We start from the raw sequence: 22958 nt of genomic DNA on the forward strand, positions 1-22958 counted from the left end.
GAGCCGCGCCGGGCGCACCGGGGCGCGGTGGTGCGGTGCGGGGGCCGCCGGGGGACGAGGACCTCCCGGCCCCGGGCGGGTGACAGGGGGTTTCCCAGATCTTCAGCGGATCCCCGGCCGGGGCTACGATGCGCAGCATGCACCCCCTGCCCTCGCACGAGAGCCTCGTGGCCGAACTCAGGGAACTGAGGCGGCGCGGCCTGCCCGGGCTGCGCCACTGCACCAGGGACGCGCTGCGCCAGGCGGCGGTCGCGGCCGGGCTGTGCGCCGGGCCGGAGGACGAACAGACCGGCATCGAGGAGCTGTTGGGCGCGGCGGTACGACGGCTGGCCGGCGGGCGTCCGGTGCGGGACGACGACTCCAGCGATCCGCTGGCCCGCGCCGCCGCGCACTCGTTCGGGATCTTCCCCGCGCGCCGGGGGGTGCCCGGCACCGACCGGCGCAAGGCGGCGGCGGCCGTCTACGGCGTGACCACCGAGCGGTTCCGCAAGAGCCAGGAGCACGATGTCATCGCCGAACTGGCGGCGGCGGTGCTGACCGTCGCCCGCCGGACGCCGGGCCGGCCCGCCGAAGTCGTACGGGAGCCGGGGGCGGATCCCGCGGCACCCGCGGTGCGCACGGTGCCCGCGGTCGCCCGTCCGGCACGCCCGGGGGCCGGGATCACCGTGCGGGTGGGCCCGATCGAGGACGTGCGGGACGTGGACATCCTGGTGTCCTCGGAGAACACCTACCTGGAGATGTCCAAGACCTTCCGCCCCACGGTCTCCGGGGCACTGCGCCGGGCCGCCGCCCTGCGGGACGCCCAGGGCGAGATCGTGGACGACGTGCTCTCCCGGGAACTGGGCGTGTGGCTGCGGACGCACGGCAGGACGGGCATGCCGGTGCGGCCGGGCACGGTCGTCGCCACCTCCTCCGGCGCGCTGGCCGCCCAGGGGGTGCGGCGCATCCACCACGCGGCGATCGCCACCCCGGTCGGGGACGGCGACCGCTATCACGTGTCCCCCGCCGTGCTCGGCGAGGCGGTGCGCAGGTCCTTCGAACTTGCCCGCCACGAAAGCGAGTTCCTCTCTCTGCCGATGTCCTCGATCTGCTTTCCGCTGCTGGGCTCCGGCCGGGGCGGACTGCCCGTGGAGACGGTGGCCCGGCGGCTGCTCGACGCGGTGCGCGAGGAGCTGCGCCGGGATCCGTCCTGGTCGGTGCTGCTGGTCACGCCGGAGGAGAGCCACGCCCGGCTGCTCACGGCCGCCAGCTCCGGTCCGTGAGGGCCACCCCGTCCTGCCTCAACAGCTTTTCCAGTGCGACGAGTTCACCGCGCAGCGGGACACCGTGGAGGCGCAGCGCGCCGTCCGGGCCGGGTGCGGGCTGCAACCGGGGGCCGGGGGCTTCCCGGGTGAGGTACGGGGCGTAGCGGGCGGCGCCGAGCGGGGTCAGCGGGTGGATCCGCTGGTTGGCCGAGCCGCGCCAGGCCAGCCGGGTGGGTTCGGCCACCCGGAACCGGCCGGTGATCACGGCGTCCGCGCCGTGGAGGGCGCGGCGGCGCCCGGGCGTCAGCTCCCCGGGTTCGTACCCCGTGTACACCAGCAGGTCGGGCAGGCGGGGCCCGGCGCTCCCCTCGTGCCGCCGGGCCCCGTCGCGCAGCCGTGCCGCGCCGGTGAGGAGTGCGGCGAGCGCCTCCGGCTGCTGAAGGGGCTCGCCCCCGCTGACCGTGAGGCCGTCCGCGCCGTCGGCGAGGGCCCGGCGCCACAGTCCGAGCACCTCGGCGACCGTGCCGGCCGTGCCCGCCGCGGGGTCCCAGGTGTGCCGGGACATGCAGCCGGCGCAGGCCAGCGAGCAGCCCTGGAACCAGACGCCGAGCCGTTTTCCCGGGCCCAGCGTTTCCAACGGGTAGTGCGTCCCGTCGAGACGTAATTCCACGGCTTCTCCTCCTCGTACCGGCTTGGAGTATCCAGCGCTCCGGGGGGCGCCCGCAATTGTCCGAAGCCCTCTGATCCGGTTCTCCGCCGGGCGGGATCCGGTTGTTTTCCGGAACCCCGCCGAGAATGATCGGTTTTCCGCGAACGACCGGTCCCGCCAAGGGTTTTGCTCCGCTAGCCTCTCTCCATCGCGGCGCCTTCCCACCCGGACCGCCCGCGATGAATGGGGGATTTTCGAAAATGATCAGCAAAGCTCGAATAAATGTCCGGGTCCGTCGACTGAATGCCGGGGTGCTGTCCTCCGCACGCGCCCGGTCGCACGGCCGCAGGGACGCGGCCAGGCTGCGGGAATTCCTGCGGAAAGCGGCGCGGGGCCACCAGCCGGCCGATGCCGCCCCGGGCCTCCCGCCGTACGTCCTGGGCCTGCACGCCCGGGTGCGGCGCGGCACCGCGCGGCTGCGCTCCCGCACCCTGCGGGCGCACCGCGCCCTGCACATCCGGATCGAGGCGGAGTCGGTCCGGGTGGTGCACCAGTACCAGGTGCGCGGCAAGCCGGCGCCGGCCGCGCTCGCCCGGTTCGGGCGGATGGTCGGCGAGTGGCGCTCGACCGCCGCCGAATGCCGCCAGCAGGCCCAGCAACTCGCCGACGAAGCGAATCAGTTGATCGCCTGCTACTGGGACGCCGCGTGGGCCGCCGGCCAGGCGGACGGCCTGGTCGACGGGGTGCGGCCCGCGGGCTGGCTGCCCGGGGAGATCGCCCTGGACCGCACCTGGGAACACATCGACGACAGCCTGCTCACCGACCGCTGGTACGCCGGGCGCGGCACCGCCGCGTCGGCCGTGGCGCAGGCGCTGCACATCCTCGACCACCAGGCGGCGTACGACGGCGCCCCGAGCGGCGTCCGCGAGGGCTGACCCCGCCCGCGCCGCTCCCCGTCCGCCGTCCCACCGCTGTCCGTCTCCCAGGAAGGCCAGGGAACGTCATCGTGCATCACTCGGCCAGGACCGGTCACCGGTCCACCGTCCGCGCCACCCGCCGGCTCGCCGTCGTCGTCCCGCTGGTGTGCGCACTGTCCGCCCTCGTGTCCTGCACCCAGCAGGAGGAGGCCCTCACCACACCCTGCGGGGTGGTGGTCGACGGCTCCGGGTCCGCCGCCGCGGTGAAGGAGGGATTCGACTCGGAGGCCAAACTCAAGGACAGCCTCGTGGAGTTCCTCACCGGCCAGAAGTGCGGAACCGTCGACTTCGCCCCCATCACCCGCTCCTCGCGCAGCTCCTCCTGCCGCCAGCGCCAGGTCGACCTCGACCCGCCGCACGACGCCAACACCGACCAGAAGGCACAGCGGGCCGCCGCCCGGCGGGACGCGGCCCTCGCCGCGCTCGCCGAGCTCAAGTGCGCCCGCACCCAGAACGGTTCGGACGTGTGGGGCGCGCTGGCCCGCATCGGGGAGACCGTCGCCGGTGACGGGCCGGCCCCGAAACTGCTCGTCGTCAGCGACTTCCAGCAGGCCGACCCGGAGTTCTTCCTCTCCCGCCAGGACCTGTCCACCGAGTCGAGGCGGGCGAAGGTCATCGACACCCTCGTCGACAAGCGGGGGCTGCCCGGCATCAAGGGGATGGACGTCTTCCCGGTCGGGCTCGGCATGCAGTACAAGGCGAAGCCCAGCGAGGCCGACGACTTCGAATCCTTCTGGGTGGAAGCGCTCGAAGGGAGGGCCAAGGCTCATGTCGACTCCCGTTACCGGCGCTGACGGGCCGCGCCCGCGCCGCCTCCGGATGCCCTTCCCCAGGCGGCCCGCGCCGGACACCGCGCGGCGCGGACCGGACCGCGCCGCGCGGGCCGCCCGCCCGCCCCTGGTCCTGGACGCCAGGGACCAGGGCACACTGCTCAAGGACGCCGGCCGGCACGGACGGCAGGCCGGCCGGAAGAAGACGCTGGACCCCTGGCTGCTGTACGGCGACGAGCCCCTGCCCTACTTCGTCAAGCTGGCCGCGCTGCGCGACGCCATGGTCCACCGCATCGAGGAGGAGCTGCACGGGCGGCAGGAGGAGGCCCGGCTCCAGGACGCCCAGGCCGACGCCGACATGACCACGGGCAAGGCCCGGACCCTGCTGCTGGAGCGGCGGCTCCAGGAGGCCGACACGGCCGTCCGGACCGCCCTGGACCAGCTGGACCTGCTCGCGCTGCGCTCCTCGCGCTGGCTGCGCTTCCGGGACCGGCTGCGCGAACGGGTGGAGGAACGCTGGCTGCGCGCCCGCTTCGGGGACGCGGCCGGACCCGGCCCGGCGGCCACCGCGCTCGCGGACGACGGCACCGGGCCGGCGCCCGGCATGGAGGAGGGCGCGGACCCGGGCGACGACTGGCAGTCGGTGTCCACGACGGCCGGCGCGCCGGACGGCACCGCTTCCGCCTCGCTCGGGGCGGACTACCGGGCCGCCCTGCGGGAGACCGGCGTCCAGGGGTCGGCCGACCGCTGGGAGGGACTGCTGACCCGCCCCGGCCTGCCCCGGTGGCTGAGCCTGGCCCTGCTGGCGACCGTCATGGCCGTCGAGGTGCCCGTCTACTGGGTCGCCTACCAGCCCTTCCACGGGGTCGGCAGCACCGGCGGGGACCTGATGTCCGGCACGCTCGCCGTCTCCTCCGCCGTCGTCATGCTGATCGTGCCGCACCTGGCGGGGCACATGCTGCGCTGGCGCTCGGCGACCGGGGCGCCGCGCGGCGGATGGCTGCCCTCCCTGACCCTGCTCGGGGTATGGGGCGCACTGACCTGGCTGCTCGGCACACTGCGCGCGAAGTTCGTGACACAGCACGACACTCCGGCGCGGGCCACGGGAGACAGCGCCGGCTTCGCCGGGCTCGACGGTTCGGCGGCCGGCACCACCACCCTGGTGGACCGGCTGCACCTGGCACCCCAGACGGTGACCTGGCTGTTCTGCGCGCTGCTGCTGCTCTCGGGCGGTGTCGGGTTCCTGCTCGGCCTGTTCCGGGAACACCCGTTCCTCGACGCCTTCCGCACGGCGGTCGAGCGGCGGGAGGACCTGCAACGGCAGCACGACGAGAGCGTGGCCGCCACCGAGCGGGCACGGGCCGCGCGGGAGACGGCCCAGGCCCGGCAGGAGGACCGCCGCGAGGCCGCGCGCGAGCGGATCGCCGCGACCCGCGAGCTGTACGAGTCCGCCGCCGCCGAGTTCCTCCAGGGGGTGGTCACGGCTTCGAAGGATCCCGCCGTCAGCGAGGCGGCGATGCGCCGGTCCGACCACCGGCCGCTGCTGCCCGGCCCGGCGCCACTCGGCTGACCCCTCCCGGAGCCCCTGTACGCCCGTTGCCCCGGCCCCCTTCTCGGGAGGCCGGGGCAACGGGCGTACAGGGGCCGCGCTCACTCCTCCGGGACGGAGACGACCGCGCGCAAGGGTGCCAGCAGCCGGTTGACCTCGCGCACGTCCTCCGGGGACGCGAGCCGCAGGCACTCCTCGGGCCGGGGGTCGAGGGGTGCGGGCGGACAGCGGTCCTCGAACAGCTGGAGCGCCGTGCGCGGCCGGCACCGCTTGGACGTCCACCACAGCCCCTGCGCATCGGCGCACCGCTCGCGGATCAGCCGCACCCAGTAGCGGGTGCCGGCGTACTCCTCGGTGTCGATCAGCCAGTGGTCCTGCCAGACCGCGGCCAGTCCCTCGGCGGTCGTCAGGTCCACCAGGGACAGCTCCGCCGTGGTGCGGAACGCCGACAGGACGTACCGGGAGGCCTGCGCCCAGGGGATCAGGCGCACTCCGTCGCCGCCGAACTCCACCGAACGCAGCATGACTTCACTCAGCGCGGTGACCGGGTCCAGGGCGGCGTAGAGATGGCGGTAGGGGTCCTTCTCGGTGGGGTCGAAGCGGTTGCCCTTGAAGTACTCGTGGGCGACCTTCGGGTTGAACTCGGTGGCCGCGTACTGCTCCTCGTGGCACCGCCACAGCACCGTGCCCGCGGGCAGCTTGTGCCACACCGGCTCCATCGGGACGCCCTCCGGCGGGATCTGATCCGGCATCAGACAGCCCCCACCAGTTCGGCGGCGGCGCGTTCCAGCGCGTCGTCCGGCACCACGCCGAGCAGTTCCGCGGGGACCCCGCCCAGCCACCGGTTGCCGCCCAGCCACCAGTCGGCGGCTCCCCACGGGTCGCGGTCCGCGCGCAGCAGTGCGTTGATCCTGCGGACGACCGGCAGGGGTTCGGCCGTACCGGGCCTGAACTGGAAACGGGGGTAACGGAAGCCGTCGTCCGGGTCGCGCAACCGGATCAGACCGGCGGCGGGGCCGCACGGCTCTGCGGGTGGCGGGGCGGATCCGGCCTCGTCGCGCGCGGTGGGTTCAGGGCGGCCGGCAGGTTCGTGGCGCCCGGCAGGTCCGTGGTGCCGGGTCCCGGCCTCGGCCAGGGCCGTGTGCTCGGCCTCGGTCAGGGCGGGGGCGGCCAGGAGGCGCCGGCGGGCCGCGTGGAGCAGTTCGGCGGGGTCGGGCGGCGGGGTGCCGAGGACGCCGATCACCGCGTCGATCGTGGCGAGGCGGGGCAGTTCGCGGGGGCCGGCGGCGTAGCGGTGGCCGCCGAGCGCCTCGGCCACCGGGTGACCGGGCGGCAGCGCGGCCAGCGTGCGCTTGAGCCGGCGTACGGCACGGGCGGCGGCGCCCGGGTTGCCGGCGGCCGTCCGCTCGCGCAACTCCCGCAGGGCGTCGGACAGTTCGCGGTGGTCGTCCGCCTCCAGTGCGGTGGTGACGGTGGTCCAGTGGTGTTCCAGGAGCCTCAGCAGGTCCTCGGAGGTCATACGGGCTCTCCTTCCCGCTGCCGGACGGCGGGGGCCGCCGGTGCCGGGTTGCCGTGGTGGACGAAGGCGGCCCAGGTGTCGGGCCGGTCGCGGAAGTCCTCCGCCAGCCGCCCGGCCGAGACGCGCCGCAGCGCCGGGACGGCCGGGCGCTTCTCGGGCGGGGTGAGCATCCAGCACTGGGCGGCGCGCAGCGCGTCCGGTGGCGCGAGCCCCCGGTGGAGGGCGTCGTGCAGGACGAGCATCATCAGCTCCGAGCGCTGGTCGTCGACCTTCCACCGGGAGCCGATGGCGTCGGCCGCCAGCCGGTGCACCAGCACGGAGGTGACGGTCAGGGCCTCGTCGTGGTCGCGGGTGGTCAGGTCGGTCTCGCAGCCCCCGCACACCACCAGGGGCCCGGCCGACCGGAAGGCGTCGCCCTCGGCGGGCGTCTCCAGCAGGGTGCTCAGGGTGAGTCCGGCGGTCCGGTCCGGCTCGTCCGCCCGGTCCGGGTCGGCCAGGAGCAGCGCGGACCGGGTGGGGTCCGGGCCGGCCAGCCCGTGGCAGGCGAGGTGCACCAGGGAGGCGGGGGCGGTGGCCCGGCCGCCGAGCAGCGCCAGGACGGTCTCCGGGGTGGCGGGGTCCTCGTGCGGGCGGTGCACCACGGCGTCGCGGTAGAGCACGGCGGCCAGGGTGTCGATCTCCTCCTCGGCCCACTCCAGGTCGTCCCCGCCGTGGAAGACCAGGGCGGGCCGGCCGGTGAGCGGCATCCGCCGCCGGGCCGCGGCCCGCAGGAACTCCCGGCCGGAGGCCGCGTGGGTGAGGACGGCGATCTCGCAGGCCCGCACCGGGCGCGGCTTGCCCGAGCCGGACGCCTCGCGGCCGGCGGGCGGCCCGAGCAGGGCCGCCTGCCAGGGCACGACCCCCAGTTCGCCGCAGGGCACCAGGACGATCCGTACGGCACCGGGCCGCGTACCGGCGCCCGTACCGGTACCGGCAACCGCGTCGGCGTCCGCCAGGGCCGGGACCGCGAACACCTCCGTCCCGGTGACGGTCCGGTCCGCCGCGCCGAGGCGGTCCAGCGCGGGCCCGAGCACCTCTCCGGCCCAGGCGCACATGCCGTCCAGGGCCCGCAGCCAGCGCCGCTCGGCACGCTCCCGCTCCTCCGCACCGGCCGCGTGCCCCTCCTCGGCCGCCTCCTCGTGGGCCGGGGCCTCCAGCCGCTGCCGGTCCGCGCCGGCCGCCAGGTACTCGGCGACGGGCCGGCGGCCGTCCGGGGCCAGGGCGGGCAGGGGCAGCGCCTCGGCGGGGCCCTCGCGGGGGACGATCAGCACCGCGCCGTCCGGGTCGTCGACGCCCGGGACCAGGTACAGCAGCGCGTCCGCGCCCGTCGCCCGCAGCCCGGCGCGCAGGTCGTCCGCCGAGGGCAGCACCGGCTCCAGGTCGGTCCCGCCCCGCCCGCGCAGCAGCTCCAGCGAGCGGCGCCGCACGTCGCCGGGCAGCCCGGGACCGCCCGCGCCGGCCCCGGCCAGCACCTCCATCGGGGAGCCGCCCGAGCGGCCGCCGGGGGTGCCGGAGGCCATGTCGGCGGACAGTTCCCACAGGGAGCGGTCGTCGCCGCTGTCCTGAGCGGGGTCGGCGGCGGCCCGCCAGCGCTCGGCCAGTTCGCTCTCGCCGAGTGCGGCCAGCCGGTCGGCGACGCCCGCGGACACGGCCGCCGCCCCGAGCACCAGGGAACGGCCGGCCTCCAGGCAGGCGATCGCGTCCTCGGTGCGCCCGGCGCGCAGCGCCCAGAAGGCGGCGGCGCGGCCCCGGTCGGCCGCCGCGCGGGCGATCCGCAGGCCGCGGCCGACGCCCTGCTGGAGCAGGACGTCGTCGGCGGAGTGCCGCAGCGAGGTACGGGCGAGGCCGACGGCGGCCGTCAGGTCCTCGTCGGTGCCGGGCGCGCCCGCCCGCAGCCGGGCGCGTTTGGCGTGCAGCGCGGCCAGGTCCCAGGTGAGTCCGGCGCCGCCCGGCAGGCCGTCGGGCAGGCCGGCCACCCCCTCGGTCAGCTCGCCGATGGCCTCGTCCAGCGCTCCGGCGTCCCCGGTGAACGTGTGCAGGGTGTCCAGGGCGAGCGCGACGGCACTGTGTGACCGGGGTTTCAGCGCGCCGCTGAATCCGGTGGTGGCCAGCGCGGCCCGGGCGCGCCGGACGCCCTCGGCGATGCGGCTCGGGTCGGACTCGGCGATCGCCGTCAGGGTGAGCAGCGGGGCCCAGGTCATGTCGAGCAGGCAGCGCAGGATGGGCATGTCCACCGCCGTCTCCACGGCCCGCCGCATGTGGTGCACGGCCGCCCTCAGGTGCGCGGTCCGGTCCGCGCCCGAGGCGTCGAGGACGACGATGCCGAGGTAGGCGATGCCGAGGCCCAGAGCGATGTGGATGCCGGTCCACTCCTCGGCGGCGGCGTAGGTCTCGTCCAGCTCCAGTTCGCACAGCGCGTCGATGACGTCCCAGACGGTCTTGACGTCGCCCCGGTCCAGGGCGGAGGTCAGCCGCGCCGTGAGCCGCATCGCCTCGCCGCACAGGCGCAGGCTGGCGGCGGCCGTACTGGCGGGGTCACCTTCCCACCGCTGAGTCTCGAACAGCTCCAGGGCCAGGTCCTCGTCCTCCAGGCTGCCGCCGTTCATGGCGGCCCCGATGAGCAGTACGGGGACGACGTTGGTGAGCCATGCGCCGTTGGGAATACCGTCGAGTTCCCCATCGGTCCACGCTTCGTGCACCAGCCGCAGCGCCTCCCTGAAGCCCGTCACGTCGCCGGAGTACAGGGCGCGGGCGGCGTGGAGGAAGGCGCCGACCATCCGGGACGGCGGCGGTGTACGGCCGTCCTCCCGGTCGGTGCCGGGGTGTTCGCCGGTCAGTTCGGCGAGGAGTCCGGGCAGGTTCTGGGGGCCGACGAGTCCGGGTGCCATCGCCTCGGCCAGGGCCAGGAACTCGGTGAGGGCGCTGCGGGTGGCCCCGGCCGTGTCGCTGCCCCCCGTCGCCGCCTCCGCGGGGCCCGGGGACCTGGCGAGGTAGTCCTCCAGCTCGCCCAGCATCAGCGTCAGCAGGGTGACCATCGAAGCCGGTGCCTCTGCGTCCGTGAGACCGGCGAACACGGGCCGTGCCTCGCGGACGAACGCACCCATGTCGCCCGCCAGCAGGGCGTGGGTCAGCGCGAGCAGCCCCTCCGCCCTGGCGCGCAGTGCGGGAGTCATCCGGGGGTGCTCGCGTTCCAGCAGCAACCGGGTGAGCAGCGCGGTGTCCTCCACGATGCCCGGCCCGCCATGGGTGAGCGGGGTGCCCACCTCCATCAGGCGCATGAGCCGGTCGACGCTCCAGTGCGGCTCGGCGAGGAGTGAGGGGTCACGGCTGAGCCCCACCAGCCGGAATCCGGTCAGCGCCACGAGTCCCCGGTAGGCGGCCTCCCGCTCTTCCGCGCCGAGCACGGCTGACGTACGGGCCTGGTCCAGCAGGGGCAGTGCCCGCTCCCGGTCGGCCGGGGCGCCCTCCAGCACGAACCGTAAGGCCCGGCACCGGCCGAGCCGCGCCGCCACCGCCGCGCCGCCCTGTCCCTCATCCCCCAACTCGCCCAGGACGGACTCCAGTTCCTCGATCAGGGCGTCGAGTTCCGGTCCTCGTATCCCGGTGTGTTTCTCCGGTTCGAGCGGTACGGACACCTGGTCGGTGCGGGCGAGCGCGGCGGCGGCGCGGTCGGCCGCGGACACGGTTGCGGCATCACTCATGTGCATCCCCTCCGCCGCCATGGTGCCCGCTGCCGTGGTCCGGCAGCCGGGTCCGGGCGCGCCCCACCGGCATCCTGCCGGACAACGCCCGGCTACCGGCCGGTTTCCGCCCGTTCCGCCCCGGGCCGTGCGCTCGGCCTCACGCCGGGCGCGGTGGCACGAGCCGGGTCAGCGCGAGGTACACCACCAGGGAGGTGCCCAGGCCCACCGCCCAGCCGTAGTCGGCGAGCGGGGACAGCGCCGGGAGCGGGCGGCCGTCGATCAGTGGGGTGAAGTCGGCGCCGCCGACGGCGAGGACACCGCCCGTCAGGAAGGCGAGGACCGCGCGCGGGTTCCAGCCGCCGCGGTACCAGTACCGGCCGCCCGCGCGGTACAGGGCGGCGAGGTCCAGGCGGGTTCGGCGCAGCAGCCAGTAGTCGGCGACGAGGATGCCCGCGACGGTGCCGAGCAGGCCGCCGACCAGGCCAAGCCAGGTGAAGATGTAGCCCCGCGGGTCGGAGTACAGCCGCCACGGCAGGATCAGCACCGCGAGGACGGCGGTGATCAGCGCGCCGGTGCGGAAACCGACCCTGCCGGGCGCCACGTTGGAGAAGTCGAACGCCGGGGAGACCAGGTTGGCGGCGATGTTCACGGACAGCGTGGCGACGAGGACCGTCACGAGCGCGTACAGCAGTCCGGCCGGGTTGTCCGTCTTCGCCGCCAGCCGCACCGGGTCCCAGACGGGCTCGCCGTAGACGGCCTGCGAGCCGGAGGTCACCAGTACGGACAGGAACGCGAACAGGGTCATCGTGGTCGGCAGGCCGAGCGCCTGTCCCCAGCCCTGCGCGCGCTGGCTCTTTCCGTAGCGGGTGAAGTCGGGGATGTTCAGCGACAGCGTGGACCAGAAGCCGATCATGCCCATGAGGGAGGGCCAGAACAGCTTCCAGAAGGCGCCGCCCCAGCCGAGCCGGGACGGCTGGGCGAAGAGCGGGCCGAACCCGCCGGCCCGGTCGCTCATCCACCAGAGCATCACGAACGCGCCGACGAGGACGAAGGGCGCCGCCCAGTTCTCGAAGCGGCGGATGGTGTCCATGCCCCGCAGGATGATCGCGACCTGGAGGGCCCAGAAGAGCGCGAAGGACAGCCACATGGTCCAGGCGTGGCCGTCCACCCGCGTGGCGTCCGTCCAGCCGGCGCCGATCAGCTTCCCGGCGAGGAAGTAGATCGCCTCGCCGCCGATCCAGGTCTGGATGCCGAACCAGCCGCACGCCACCAACGCCCTTACCACGGCGGGCAGGTTGGCGCCGCGCACGCCGAAGGAGGCGCGGGCGAACACCGGGAAGGGGATGCCGTACTTGGGGCCCGCGTGCCCGGTCAGCAGCATCGGGGCCAGCACGATCAGGTTGGCGAGGGCGATGGTGAACACCGCCTGCCGCCAGTCCATGCCGACCGCGATCAGCCCGGAGGCGAGGGTCCAGGAGGCGGTGTTGTGGGCCATGCCGACCCACAGGGCCGAGAAGGTGTACGTCGTCCAGGTGCGCCGGGCGGCGGGCACCGGGAGCAGGTCGTCGTTGGCGTACGGCCCGCCGGGCGGCGGGGTGCCGGGCGCGAGTTCCACGCGTCCGTCGGGGAGGGTGACCTGGCCGGGTATCGGTGCGTCCGTGGGGGCGGTGTCGGTCATGGGCGGCCCATCGTCGTCGGGCGGATCGGAGCGGCCGTGCGGGCGCCGGCCCCTTCCCCCGGGCGGTGGACAGGGGCGATCAGGACAGCGAACGAGCGTATTCGGCTCAGGAGTTGACGGCGGGGATGATCCGGCTGCCGTAGACGTCGATGGTCGTCTCCTGCGCGTCGTGCATGTCGTACACCGCGAACTGGTCGACACCCAGGGCGCGCAGCGCGGTCAGCTTCTCGATGTGCCGCTCGGCGGGGCCGATGACGCAGAACCGGTCCACGATCTCGTCGGGTACGAACGCGGTGTCGGGGTTGCCGCTGCGCCCGTGGTGGGCGTAGTCGTAGCCCTGCCGGGCCTTGATGTAGTCGGTGAGTTCCGCGGGGATGTCGGCGGAGCGCTCGCCGTAGCGGGAGACGAGGTCGGCGACGTGGTTGCCGACCATGCCGCCGAACCAGCGGCACTGGTCGCGGGCGTGGGCGAGGGCTTCGGGCGAGTCGTCCTCGGTGACGTAGGCCGGGGCGGCGACGCAGACCGTGACCTCGGACGGGTCGCGGCCGGCGGCTGCCGCCGCGTCCCTGACCGCCTTCACCATGTACTCGGTCAGGTACAGGTCGGCGAGCTGGAGGATGAACCCGTCGGCCTCCTCGCCGGCCATCCTCAGGGCCTTCGGACCGTAGGCGGCCATCCAGACGGGGACTTCGGCGCCTTCCTTGATCCACGGAATGCGGATCCGGGCGCCGCCGAGGTCGGCCTCCTCGCCCCGGCCGAGGGCGCGGATGACCTTCATGGCCTCGCTGATCCGGGCCAGGGTGTTGGGTTTGCGCCCGGCGACGCGCATCGCCGAGTCGCCGCGGCCGATGCCGCAGACGGTGCGGTTGCCGAACATGTCGTTGAGGGTGGCGAAGGTGGAGGCGGTGACCTCCCAGGTGCGGGTGCCCGGGTTGGTCACCATCGGTCCCACGGTCAACCGCTCGGTCTGCGCGAGGATCTGGCTGTGGATCACGAACGGTTCCTGCCAGAGCACGGCGGAGTCGAAGGTCCAGCCGTAGCGGAAGCCGTTGCGCTCGGCCCGGCGCATCAGGGCGACGACGCGGGAGGCGGGCGGGTCGGTCTGCAGGACGAGTCCGAAGTCCATGATCGCCACTCCTAGTTCAGGTACTGACAGGTGGAGCGCGGGGTGAAGACGCCGTGCCCCGCGCGGCCGGTGTACTCCCGCTGGACGATGACGGGTTCGCCGCGCGAGAGGACCGTCTCGACGCGGCCGGTGACCCGCTTGCCCTCGTACGCCGAGTAGTCGACGTTCATGTGGTGGGTCGCGGCGGACATCACCTGCTCGGCGTGCGGGTCGTAGAGGACGATGTCCGCGTCGGAGCCCGGGGCGATGGTGCCCTTCTTCGGGTACAGGCCGAACATGCGGGCCGGGGTGGCGCAGGCGATCTCGATCCAGCGGCGGCGCGAGATCCGGCCGTCCACGACGGCCTGGTGGAGCAGGTCCATGCGGTTCTCGACGCCCGGCAGGCCGTTGGGGATCTTGGAGAAGTCGCCCCGGCCGAGCTCCTTCTGGCCGGTGAAGCAGAAGGGGCAGTGGTCGGTGGAGACCACCTGGAGGTCGTTGGTGCGCAGGGCCCGCCACAGGGCGGCCTGGTGTTCGCGGGGGCGCAGCGGGGTGCTGCACACGTACTTCGCGCCCTCGAAGTCCGGCTCGGCGAGGTTGTCGGCGGACAGGAACAGGTACTGCGGGCAGGTCTCGCCGAAGACGTTCAGCCCCTCGTCGCGCGCCCTGGCCAGCTCCGTGACCGCCTCCGTCGCCGAGACGTGGACGACGTACAGCGGGGCCCCGGCGACCTGGGCCAGCCGGATCGCGCGGTGGGTGGCCTCGGCCTCCAGCAGCGCCTTGCGGACCTCCCCGTGATAGCGGGGGTCGGTCTCGCCCCGGGCCAGCGTCTGCTGCACCAGTACGTCGATGGCGATGCCGTTCTCGGCGTGCATCATGATCAGCCCGCCGTTCTCGGCGGAGCGCTGCATGGCGCGCAGGATCTGGCCGTCATCGGAGTAGAAAACGCCCGGATATGCCATGAACTGCTTGAACGAGGTGATTCCCTCTTCGATCAGCAGGTCCATTTCCTTGAGCGTCTCGTCGTTCACATCGGAGACGATCATGTGGAAGGCGTAGTCGATCGCGCAGTTGCCCTCGGCCTTGGCGTGCCAGGCGTCCAGGCCCTCGCGCAGGGTGTGGCCGACGCTCTGCACCGCGAAGTCCACGATGGTGGTCGTACCGCCCCAGGCCGCGGCCCGGGTGCCGGTGGCGAAGGTGTCGGAGGCGTGTGTGCCGCCGAACGGCAGCTCCATGTGGGTGTGCGCGTCGACCCCGCCCGGGATGACGTACTTCCCGGTGGCGTCGATCACCCGGTCCGCGGTCCAGCTCTGCGAGTCGGGCGTGGCCAGGGCGGCGATGCGGCCGTCCTCGACGAGGACGTCGGCATGGATCTCGTCGGACGCGGTGATGACGAGGCCGTGGCGGATGACGGTACGGCTGCTCATGCTGCTCCTCGGTCACTCGGCTCGGGTCGGGGCGCCGTCAGCGGCTCGGGGTTCCCGGCGAGCACCCGCCCGTTCTCTCGTGCGGGACAGGCCGCCGATTCCCTCGTGCGGGACAGGCCGCCGAGCGCGTCTTCAGTACGGGCTCCTGAGCGCGTGCTCCAGGATCGCCGCGCCCTCCTCGGCCTCGGCGACGGTGAGGGACAGCGGCGGGGCGATCCGCAGGGCGCTGCTGTCGTGTCCGCCGCCCTTGCCGATGAGCAGTCCGCCCTGGCGGGCCGCCTCCAGCACGGCGGCGGCGGCCCGCGGGTCGGCCTCGTCCGTGCCCGGCCTGACCAGCTCGATGCCGATCATCAGCCCGCGTCCGCGCACCTCGCGCACCCCGGGCAGCCCGGCGGTGGCCGACCGGAGCCGTTCGATGAGCAGTCCGCCGACCCGCCGGGCGTTGCCCTGGAGGTCGTGTTCGAGGAGATAGGTGAGGTTGGCGAGGCCCGCGGCCATGGTGATCTGGGTGCCGCCGAACGTGGAGATGCTGTTCGCGTCCAGGCAGTTCATGATCTCGGCGCGGGCGACGACCCCGCCGATGGACATGCCGTTGCCGATGCCCTTGGCGAAGGTGACGATGTCCGGCGGGCCGCTGCGGGCGTGTGCCTGCCAGCCCCAGAAGTGGTCGCCGGTGCGGCCCCAGCCGGTCTGCACCTCGTCGGCGATCCACAGGATGCCCTGGTCGGCGAGGACCTCACGGAAGGCCGCGAAGAGCCCGTCGGGCGGCGAGGTGAACCCGCCGACGCCCTGGACGGGTTCGGCGATCAGCGCGGCCGGGGGCCGGGTGTGGCCGAGGACGTCCTTCAGGTCGGCCACACAGGCGTCGATGAACGCGCGGTCGTCGAGGTGGGCGAACGGGCCCCGGGTGCGCACGCCGCCGTGGACGTACAGGGTCTGGACCGGGGACAGGGAGGTCGGGGACCAGCCGCGGTTGCCGGTGATGCCGACCGCGGTGAAGGAGCGGCCGTGGTAGCTGTTGCGCAGGGCCAGGACGGTGTTGCTGCGCCGGTGGGCGGTGGCGAGCAGCAGGGCGGTGTCGTTGGCCTCGGTGCCGGAGGCGGTGAAGAACACCCGGGCGTTCGGGATGCCGCTCAACCGGGCGATGCGTTCGGCGAGTTCGACCATCGGCCGGTTGAGGTAGAGGGTGGAGGAGTGCACGATCCGGCCGGCCTGCTCGGTGACCGCCTTGGTCACCTCGGGCAGGGCGTGCGCGGTCATCGTGGTGAGGATGCCGCCGAAGAAGTCCAGGTATCTGCGGCCGGCGGAGTCCCAGACGTGGCGGCCCTCGCCGTGGGTGATCTCGATCGGGTCGTCGTAGTAGAGGGCGAGCCAGTCGGGCATGACGGCGCGGTGGCGGGAGTAGAGGTCGGTCACGGCCGCACCAGCCCTTCGTAGGCGTCGGGGCGGCGGTCGCGGTAGAAGGCCCACTGCTGCCGCACGTCCTCGATGAGGCCGAAGTCGAGGTCGCGGACCAGGAGTTCCTCGCTCTTGTCGCTCGCGACCTCGCCGACGAACTGCCCGCGCGGGTCGACGAAGTACGAGGTGCCGTAGAAGTCGTTGTCGCCGTACTCCTCCTGTCCGACCCGGTTGATGGCGGCGACGAAGTACTCGTTGGCGACGGCCGCGGCGGGCTGTTCGAGCTGCCAGAGGTGGGCGGACAGACCCCGGTGGGTGGCGGACGGGTTGTATACCAACTGGGCTCCGTTGAGCCCCAGTTGGCGCCAGCCTTCCGGGAAGTGGCGGTCGTAGCAGATGTAGACGCCGACCTTGCCCACGGCGGTGTCGAAGACAGGCCAGCCGAGGTTGCCGGGTTTGAAGTAGTACTTCTCCCAGAAGCCCTTGACCTGCGGGATGTGGTGCTTGCGGTACTTGCCGAGGTAGCTGCCGTCGGCGTCGATCACGGCGGCGGTGTTGTAGTAGAAGCCGGACTGCTCGACCTCGAAGACCGGGACGACGATCACCATGCCGGTCTCGCGGGCGAGGTCCCGCATGCGGCGCACGGTCGGGCCGTCGGGCACGGGCTCGGCCCAGCGGTAGTGTTCCGGCTCCTGGACCTGGCAGAAGTAGGGGGCGTTGAAGACCTCCTGGAAGCCGATGATCCGCGCGCCCCGGCGGGCCGCCTCGCGGGCGTGCTCCTCGTGTTTCGCCACCATGGTCGCGGTGTCGCCGGTCCAGGTGGCCTGGACCAGAGCGGCGCGGACGACGTTGGCCATGAGCTGCTCCTTCGACACGACGTCAGAGCCTCTACGCCCGTAGAGCAGGCGGTAGAGGGACGAACGTAAGCCTCCGGACGGCCCTTGCCAAGACCATCGTCGTCAAAGCGCGGAGTCGATCACGTTTCACACTCCGGTGGCGGAGCCGGTCACCGGAGGGGTGAGCGGCGGCTCAGACGGGCACCAGGGCGCACCGCGCCACCAGCTCGTCCATGGACAGACCGAGGGCCTCCGCGAGCGCGGCCACGGTGAAGAACGCCGGTGTCGGCGCCCGCCCCGTCTCGATCTTGCGGAGCGTCTCGGCGGACACGCCCGCCGCGGCGGCGACGTCCGCCATGCTCCGGTCGCCGCGCGCCTCGCGCAGCAGCCGCCCGAGCCGCTCGCCGCGGTCGCGCTCTTCGGGAGTGAGGGGGGTACGCACCATGCCCCCATTCTGCCCCCGCGCGCCCCTTTCCCGGCCCGCCGGGCGTCACCCAATTAAAATACCGGTATAGTAATTGGCATGGTGGAACTGAAGACCGAGACGTCGATCGACGCGATGCACGCGGCGGGCCAGGTGGTCGCCCGCGCCCTGACGGCCGCGCGGGAGGCCGCGCGCGTCGGTGTCACGCTGCTGGAGCTGGACGAGGTGGCCCGGGAGGTGCTGCGCGAGGCGGGCGCGACCTCGCCGTTCCTCGGCTACCGCCCCTCCTTCGCCCCGACCCCCTTCCCCGCGGTGATCTGCGCCTCGGTGAACGACGCGATCGTGCACGGCATCCCGACGGACTACCGGCTGCGCGACGGCGACCTGCTCTCCGTCGACTGCGGCGCCGAGCTGGACGGCTGGGCGAGCGACTCGGCGATCAGCTTCGTGGTGGGCCGGCCCCGCCCGGCGGACCTGCGGCTGGTCGAGACCGCCGAGCGGGCGCTGGCCGCGGGCATCGCGGCGGCCGTCGTGGGCAACCGCATCGGGGACATCGCGCACGCCGTCGGCCGGGTCTGCCGCACGGCCGGCTACGGCATCCCGCAGGGCTTCGGCGGCCATGGCGTGGGCCGCCGCATGCACGAGGACCCCGAGGTGCCGAACGAGGGCCGGCCCGGCCGCGGCCTCCCGCTGCGGGCCGGCATGGTCCTCGCCATCGAGCCCATGCTGATCGCGAGCGGCGAGGACGGCTACCACGAGGCCCCCGACGGCTGGACCCTGCGCACCAACGACGGCTCCCGCGCGGCCCACGTCGAGCACACGGTGGCCGTCACGGAGGCGGGCCCCCGCATCCTGACGGCACGGTAGGCGCCCCCCAGGGGCGCGGGGCGGTATCGGCGGTGCGGCTTTGCCGCGCGGGCGCGCCCGGCCACGCCGCACCGCCAGCCGCCATCCGGACCAGCGCCTTTCTCCTTCGTAGGCGGACATGCCCGACGAAACGGATCGTGTCATCGTGGGCATGAGCGGCTCCCCACCGGTTACCCGGCGGAGCCAGTCGTCAGCGAAGGAAACGCAACGCCATGACCAACGGCTACCCTCCTGACCCGTTCGGTGACTTCCTGGCCCGCTTCTTCGGCGGATCCGTCGGCGGGGCGCCACGCCACATCGACATCGGCCGCCTGCTCAGCCAGCCGGCCCGGGAGCTGGTCAGAGGAGCCGCCCAGTACGCCGCCGAGCACGGCAGCCGGGATCTGGACACCCAGCACCTGCTGCGCGCGGCCGTGTCGGCGGAGCCCACCCGGAGCCTGCTGAGCCGGGCGGGCGCGGACCCGGACTCGCTCGCCTCGGAGATCGACGACCGGGCGGGTCCGGTACAGCACCCGCCGGGCGAGGCCCCGCCGCCGACGTCGCTGTCCCTGACCCCGGCCGTCAAGCGGGCCCTGCTGGACGCGCACGACATGGCGCGGGCCAGCGGGGCCGGGTACATCGGCCCGGAGCACGTGCTCAGCGCGCTGGCCTCGAACCCGGACTCGGCGGCCGGGCACATCCTGCACGCGGCCCGGTTCCAGCCGCGCTCCATGCCGCCGGAGGCCCCGGAGAGCGCGCCGCCCGGCCCGGAGCGGCAGCGGCCCACCGGCACGCCCACCCTGGACAAGTACGGCCGTGATCTGACCGACCTGGCCCGGCAGGGCCGGATCGACCCGGTGATCGGCCGGGACACCGAGATCGAGCAGACCATCGAGGTGCTGTCCCGGCGCGGCAAGAACAACCCGGTGCTGATCGGTGACGCGGGCGTCGGCAAGACCGCGATCGTCGAGGGGCTGGCCGAGCGCATCGCCGACGGGGACGTGCCGGACATACTGGCCGGGCGCCGGGTCATCGCCCTGGACCTGACCGGGGTGGTGGCCGGCACCCGCTACCGGGGCGACTTCGAGGAGCGCCTGAACAACATCGTGGAGGAGATCCGCGCCCACTCCGGCCGGCTGATCGTCTTCATCGACGAGCTGCACACCGTCGTCGGCGCCGGTTCCGGCGGTGACGGCGGCGGGATGGACGCCGGGAACATCCTCAAGCCCGCCCTCGCCCGGGGCGAGCTGCACATCGTGGGCGCGACCACGCTGGAGGAGTTCCGCCGGATCGAGAAGGACGCGGCGCTGGCCCGCCGGTTCCAGCCGATCCTGGTGCCGGAGCCGACGGTGGAGGACACCATCGGCATCCTGCGCGGGCTGCGCGACCGGTACGAGGCCCACCACCAGGTCCGCTACACCGACGAGGCGCTGGTGGCCGCCGTGGAGCTGTCCGACCGGTACCTCACCGACCGGCGGCTGCCGGACAAGGCGATCGACCTGATCGACCAGGCCGGCGCCCGGGTCCGGCTCGGCGCCGGGACGAAGGGCACGGACGTGCGCGCCATGGAGCGCGAGGTGGAACAGCTGGCCCGGGACAAGGACCAGGCGGTCGCGGACGAGGACTACGAGCAGGCCAAGCAGCTGCGCGACCGGATCACCGGGCTGAGGCAGCGGATCGCGGCGGCCAGCGAGGACGGCCGGGCCGACGAGGGGCAGCTGGAGGTGACGGCGGAGGCCATCGCCGAGGTGGTGTCCCGGCAGACCGGCATCCCGGTGAGCCGGCTGACCGAGGAGGAGAAGGAGCGGCTGCTCGGCCTGGAGGAGCACCTGCACCAGCGGGTGGTCGGCCAGGAGGAGGCGGTCGCCGTGGTCTCGGAGGCGGTGCTGCGCTCCCGCGCCGGGCTCGCCAGCCCGAACCGGCCGATCGGCAGCTTCCTCTTCCTCGGCCCGACCGGCGTCGGCAAGACCGAGCTGGCCCGGGCGCTGGCGGAGGCCCTGTTCGGCAGCGAGGAGCGGATGGTCCGGCTGGACATGAGCGAGTACCAGGAACGGCACACCGTCTCCCGGCTGGTGGGCGCCCCGCCCGGATACGTCGGCCACGAGGAGGCCGGACAGCTCACCGAGGTGGTGCGCCGGCACCCGTACTCGCTGCTCCTGCTGGACGAGGTGGAGAAGGCGCACCCGGACGTCTTCAACATCCTGCTCCAGGTGCTGGACGACGGCCGGCTCACCGACTCGCAGGGCCGGACGGTGGACTTCAGCAACACGGTCATCGTGATGACCAGCAACCTGGGCTCCGAGGCGATCACCCGGCGCGGGGCCGGGATCGGGTTCGGGCCGGGTGGCACACAGGCCGACGAGGAGGCGCGGCGCGAACGCATCCTGCGGCCGCTGCGGGAGCACTTCCGGCCGGAGTTCCTCAACCGGATCGACGAGATCGTGGTCTTCCGGCAGCTCACGGGCGACCAGCTGCGGCGGATCACCGAGCTGCTGCTGGAGAGCACCCGGCGGCTGCTGGAGGGGCAGGGCGTGTCGGTGGAGTTCACGCGGGCGGCCGTGGACTGGCTGGCCGAGCGCGGCTACCAGCCCGAGTACGGCGCCCGGCCGCTGCGCCGCACCATCCAGCGCGAGGTGGACAACCAGCTGTCCCGGCTGCTGCTGAACGGCACGGTGTCCGAGGGTGGCCGGGTCACGGTGGACGTCGAGGACGGGCGGCTGGACTTCCGCGCCGATCAGGCGGCCCCGCACCCGTCGGACACGCAGGACCAGCCGCCCGCACCGGAGTTGTGAGCCCCTCGGCGCGGCGCGGCGCCGCCGGCCGCCGGGACTCACGGGCCCGGTGGCCGGCGTGCTTCTAGCCCGAGCGGCTCACCGCGCCGGGCGTACCACCATCGCCGAGCCGCCGCCGCGTCGTACCTTCTCGGCGGCGGCCAGCCACCTGCCGTCCGGCAGGCGCTGCACGCCGGTGGCGGCGCCGATCTCGGGGGTGCGGGCGAAGGAGTGCCCGATGGCCTCCAGACGGCGCTTCAGCGCGCTGTCGTACAGCGCCGGTTCCAGCTCGGTCTTCGCGGTGTTGCGCTGGCTGGCGCGCGGTGCGGCGATGGCGTCGACCAGCGGCAGGTGCCGGTCGAGGAACCCGGTGAGGGTCTGGAGCACGGTGGTGATGATGGTGGCGCCGCCGGGGGAACCGACCGCGACGACGGGCCTGCCGTGGCGGTCCAGCACGATCGTCGGGGCGACCGAGGAGCGCGGGCGCTTGCCCGGGCCGGGCAGGTTCGGGTCGTGGACGGCCGGGTTGGCGGGGGCGAAGGAGAAGTCGGTCAGCTCGTTGTTGAGCAGGAAGCCCCGGCCGGGGACGGTGATGCCGCTGCCGCCGGTCTGCTCGATGGTGAGCGTGTAGGCGACGACGTTGCCCCACTTGTCGGCCACGGTCAGATGGGTGGTGTTCTCGCCCTCGTACGTCGTCGGGGCCGCGGTGCCGCCCTTGCCGCAGGGCGCGGGCCGGCGCGGGTCGCCCGGGGCGAGCGGGCTGGTGAGGACGGCGTCGTCCTTGATGAGGCAGGCGCGCGAGTCGGCGTACCGCTGGGACAGCAGCCCCCGGGTCGGTACGTCCTCGAAGGCGGGGTCGCCGACCCAGCGCCCGCGGTCGGCGAAGGCGACGCGGCTCGCCTCGATCAGGCGGTGCAGGTACCGGACCTGGTCCGCCTTCGACAGGTCGGTCCGCTCCAGGATGTTGAGGGCCTCGCCGACGGTGGTGCCGCCGGAGGAGGAGGGGGCGATGGAGTAGACGTCCAGGCCGTGGTAGGAGGTCCTGGTCGGGGCCTGGAGCTTCGCCCGGTAGACCGCGAAGTCCTTCTCGGCGAGCTTGCCGGGGCGGGCGTTCCAGCCGGAGGCGGGGTCCACGGGCGGGTGTTCGACGGCCTTGACGATGTCGTCGCCTATGTCCCCGCGGTAGACGGCGGCCGTGCCCTCGCGGCCCAGCTGCTCGTAGGTGCGGGCCAGTTCGGGGTTCTTCAGGGTGGAGCCGACGACGGGGAGCCGGCCACCCGGCAGGAACAGCTTCACGGTGTCGGGGAAGTAGCGGAACCGGGTCTCGTTGGCCGCGGTCTGCGCCCGGAAGGTGTCGTCCACCGTGAAGCCGTCGCGGGCTATTCGCTCGGCCGGCTTCAGGACCGTGCGCAGCTTCTCGCTGCCCCACTCCGCCAGGGCCTTCTGCCAGGTGGCGGGGGTGCCCGGGGTGCCGACGCTCAGGCCGCTGCTGACGGCCTGGTCGAAGGGGAGCGGTTTGCCGTGCTCGGTGAACAGGCCGGAGTCCGCGGCGAGCGGCGCGGTCTCGCGGCCGTCGATGCTGTGCACCGTGCGGGTCCTGGCGTCGTAGTAGACGAAGTAGCCGCCCCCGCCGATGCCGGAGGAGTAGGGCTCGGTGACGCCGAGCGCGGCGGCCGTGGCGACGGCCGCGTCCACCGCGTTGCCGCCGCGCCGGAGGATCTCGATGCCGGCGGCGGAGGCGTCCGCGTCGACGCTGGCGACGGCTCCGCCGTAACCGACGGCCACGGGTGTCTTGGTGGCCGTTCCGCTCGCCGACGCGGCGGGCGGCGCCGCCGCCCCCACCGACACCATGGCGGCCGTGACCGCCAGAACCGCCAGTTTCCGCTTGTCTGGGCGACCCATGCGTACCTCCCGTCGGGACAGTCCGCGCAGCGTAACCAGAACGGTGCTGTACCGACAGTACGCCGGGGTGCCCCACCCCACCATGCCGGAGCTCGAACACGCGTACGGAACGGGCGTGGTCGGGCCGGTGGCGGATGTCAC

17 protein-coding genes are annotated in these 22958 nt (G+C 73.9%); 6 read left to right on the forward strand and 11 right to left on the reverse strand.

All coding sequences use genetic code 11. From position 1 onward, the window contains the following. The first annotated feature begins 137 nt into the window (after window positions 1-137). The gene (locus IH25_RS0109515; protein WP_037654658.1) at window positions 138-1262 is read left to right on the forward strand and encodes a macro domain-containing protein; all 1125 of its coding nucleotides are present in this window, start codon (window positions 138-140) and stop codon (window positions 1260-1262) included. Here IH25_RS0109515 and IH25_RS0109520 read toward each other — a convergent pair. Beyond that, window positions 1237-1914, reverse strand: coding sequence for a 4Fe-4S single cluster domain-containing protein (locus IH25_RS0109520; RefSeq protein WP_030605982.1), 678 nt, complete (start codon window positions 1912-1914; stop codon window positions 1237-1239). The genes IH25_RS0109515 and IH25_RS0109520 overlap by 26 nt on opposite strands. Before the next feature lie 290 nt (window positions 1915-2204). Between IH25_RS0109520 and IH25_RS0109525 the strand changes: the two genes are divergently transcribed. From IH25_RS0109525 to IH25_RS0109535, 3 genes are all read left to right on the forward strand, one after another. Beyond that, window positions 2205-2828, forward strand: a complete 624-nt coding sequence (locus tag IH25_RS0109525; protein ID WP_051753849.1) for a hypothetical protein — start codon at window positions 2205-2207, stop codon at window positions 2826-2828. A 71-nt stretch (window positions 2829-2899) separates the two neighbouring features. Then, complete coding sequence (locus IH25_RS0109530) at window positions 2900-3664, forward strand: hypothetical protein (RefSeq protein WP_051753850.1); 765 nt, start codon at window positions 2900-2902, stop codon at window positions 3662-3664. Beyond that, window positions 3639-5210: a hypothetical protein gene (locus IH25_RS0109535; RefSeq protein ID WP_030605988.1), complete on the forward strand. Its 1572-nt coding sequence runs from the start codon at window positions 3639-3641 to the stop codon at window positions 5208-5210. The genes IH25_RS0109530 and IH25_RS0109535 overlap by 26 nt, the downstream gene beginning before the upstream one ends. A gap of 80 nt (window positions 5211-5290) precedes the next feature. On the opposite strand, the gene IH25_RS0109540 is transcribed toward IH25_RS0109535, so the two are convergent. From IH25_RS0109540 to IH25_RS0109580, 9 genes are all read right to left on the reverse strand, one after another. Further along, a complete protein-coding gene (locus IH25_RS0109540) occupies window positions 5291-5941 on the reverse strand; it encodes an RES family NAD+ phosphorylase (protein WP_030605990.1) in 651 nt (216 codons plus the stop codon). Then, window positions 5941-6708: a serine/threonine-protein kinase gene (locus IH25_RS37435; RefSeq protein WP_051753852.1), complete on the reverse strand. Its 768-nt coding sequence runs from the start codon at window positions 6706-6708 to the stop codon at window positions 5941-5943. The genes IH25_RS0109540 and IH25_RS37435 overlap by 1 nt, the downstream gene beginning before the upstream one ends. Next, the gene (locus IH25_RS0109550) at window positions 6705-10448 is read right to left on the reverse strand and encodes a CHAT domain-containing protein (RefSeq protein ID WP_157846955.1); all 3744 of its coding nucleotides are present in this window, start codon (window positions 10446-10448) and stop codon (window positions 6705-6707) included. Before IH25_RS0109550 ends, IH25_RS37435 begins: the two co-directional genes overlap by 4 nt. A gap of 139 nt (window positions 10449-10587) precedes the next feature. Continuing rightward, window positions 10588-12108, reverse strand: coding sequence for an NCS1 family nucleobase:cation symporter-1 (locus IH25_RS0109555; protein WP_030605996.1), 1521 nt, complete (start codon window positions 12106-12108; stop codon window positions 10588-10590). 106 nt (window positions 12109-12214) lie between these two features. Next, window positions 12215-13234 carry a TIGR03842 family LLM class F420-dependent oxidoreductase gene (locus IH25_RS0109560; protein ID WP_030605998.1) on the reverse strand — a complete coding sequence of 340 codons (1020 nt, stop codon included), beginning with the start codon at window positions 13232-13234 and terminating at the stop codon, window positions 12215-12217. An 11-nt stretch (window positions 13235-13245) separates the two neighbouring features. After that, window positions 13246-14640 (reverse strand): dihydropyrimidinase, encoded by a 1395-nt coding sequence (gene hydA / locus IH25_RS0109565; protein WP_030606000.1) that lies wholly within the window; start codon window positions 14638-14640, stop codon window positions 13246-13248. Between the two features lie 132 nt (window positions 14641-14772). Continuing rightward, window positions 14773-16023, reverse strand: coding sequence for an aspartate aminotransferase family protein (locus IH25_RS0109570; protein ID WP_209445294.1), 1251 nt, complete (start codon window positions 16021-16023; stop codon window positions 14773-14775). Between the two features lie 29 nt (window positions 16024-16052). After that, window positions 16053-16895, reverse strand: coding sequence for a nitrilase-related carbon-nitrogen hydrolase (locus IH25_RS0109575; RefSeq protein WP_030606004.1), 843 nt, complete (start codon window positions 16893-16895; stop codon window positions 16053-16055). A 172-nt stretch (window positions 16896-17067) separates the two neighbouring features. Further along, window positions 17068-17319 carry a helix-turn-helix domain-containing protein gene (locus IH25_RS0109580; RefSeq protein WP_030606007.1) on the reverse strand — a complete coding sequence of 84 codons (252 nt, stop codon included), beginning with the start codon at window positions 17317-17319 and terminating at the stop codon, window positions 17068-17070. 78 nt (window positions 17320-17397) lie between these two features. Here IH25_RS0109580 and map point away from each other — a divergent pair, with 78 nt between their 5' ends. Together map and IH25_RS0109590 are read left to right on the forward strand one after the other, a co-directional pair. Beyond that, window positions 17398-18165: a type I methionyl aminopeptidase gene (gene map / locus IH25_RS0109585; protein ID WP_030606009.1), complete on the forward strand. Its 768-nt coding sequence runs from the start codon at window positions 17398-17400 to the stop codon at window positions 18163-18165. Window positions 18166-18377: 212 nt separating this feature from the next. Then, window positions 18378-20936, forward strand: coding sequence for an ATP-dependent Clp protease ATP-binding subunit (locus tag IH25_RS0109590; RefSeq protein ID WP_030606011.1), 2559 nt, complete (start codon window positions 18378-18380; stop codon window positions 20934-20936). Between the two features lie 78 nt (window positions 20937-21014). On the opposite strand, the gene ggt is transcribed toward IH25_RS0109590, so the two are convergent. Further along, entirely contained in the window at window positions 21015-22817 is a 1803-nt protein-coding gene (ggt, locus tag IH25_RS0109595) for a gamma-glutamyltransferase (RefSeq protein ID WP_030606013.1), read from the reverse strand. Between the last annotated feature and the right edge of the window lie 141 nt (window positions 22818-22958).

Source organism: Streptomyces achromogenes subsp. achromogenes (genome assembly GCF_000720835.1).
GTDB classification, from domain to species: domain Bacteria; phylum Actinomycetota; class Actinomycetes; order Streptomycetales; family Streptomycetaceae; genus Streptomyces; species Streptomyces achromogenes.